Genomic DNA, 1,218 nt, shown 5'->3' with positions numbered 1-1,218 from the left:
ACCTTCAGGATGCCGTGGGCGCCGGCTTCGCCGTGCCGCATGTCGTGGTCCACGAACGGGTAACGGCCCGCCTCCGGCACCACCGTCTCCACGAACCCGCCCTGGCCCGGCGCCAGATCCAGGATCTGCGCGCCACCCGGATCACCCCGGCGCAGCAGATACGCCCCCTCCTTGTAAAGCGTGTCGAACTGGGCGCCCACGACATGGAACGCCGTCCCCGACGAAGGCCCGGCATCCACCACCCACACCCGCACCCGATCCCCCGCACGAGCGGTCAGCGGGGCACGGTCATAACCCGAGGCGGTGCCGTTGAACATCCACCCGTCCGGGCGGCCCCCGGCCATCTTGGCCACCTGCCCCGCCGACCCCGGCACCCCGAGATACAACTCCCCCTGCACCAGCACATACTCACGATCAACCCGAGACAGACCCGGCGGATCAATGATCACCGCGCCGTACATCCCATTGGCGATGTGCTGCAACATCGGCATCGTCGAACAGTGATACAACCACGCCCCCGCCCGCCCCGCCGTGAACCGGTACCTCAACCGCTCCCCCGGCCCGATCGTGCGCATCGGCACATCCGGCGCCAACGTCCCGGCATGAAAATCGATCCCGTGCCCCATCGCGCCGTCATTGACCAGCGTGATGACGAACACATCACCCACCCGGCCGCGCAGCACCGGACCCGGCACCGTCCCACCGAACGTCCACATCGTCTGCCGCACCCCCGGCGCCACCTCCAACCCCCGCTCCGAAGCACGCAACTCCATCCGATGCACCCGACCCCCGGGCGCGGGCTTGAGCGCCGCGTCATAGGGCCTCCACCCCGCCGACATCGACCCCATGAAATCGATCGGACCCGGCCCCACCGCCCGATGACCCATCGACGGCATCGACGGCGCACGCCCCGCATGCCCCTCGTGCCCCGTGTGCCCGCCGACCGTCTTGATCTGCATCGTCATACCGGCGGCACGATGACCGGGCACCGTGCACCAACCCTCGACCGTCCCCCGCACCGACGGCACCGTCAGCGTCGCCGACTCCCCCGGATCCAGCATCGAAGTCGCCTGACCCGACGCCAACCGCAGATCATGACGCATCCCATCCCTGTTCGTCACCCGCAACACCACACGCGCACCAGGCGCCACCTCAACCGTCCCCGGACGAATACGCATCCCGACCAAACTCACCTCCACCACGCGAGTACCCGAGGCC

General features: G+C 69.0%; 1 protein-coding gene. It reads right to left on the bottom strand.

The window, feature by feature from the left end; translation table 11 throughout:
- Positions 1-1,103: multicopper oxidase domain-containing protein (locus AF1_RS32620; RefSeq protein ID WP_255218869.1), on the bottom strand; the 1,103-nt coding region annotated here is incomplete at its 3' end.
- Positions 1,104-1,218: the final 115 nt, after the last annotated feature.

It is taken from the genome of Actinomadura formosensis NBRC 14204 (assembly GCF_001552155.1).
Taxonomy (GTDB): Bacteria; Actinomycetota; Actinomycetes; order Streptosporangiales; family Streptosporangiaceae; genus Spirillospora; species Spirillospora formosensis.
Note: the sequence above shows the minus strand (reverse complement) of the source record. Positions and strands in the feature narration are given on the sequence as shown.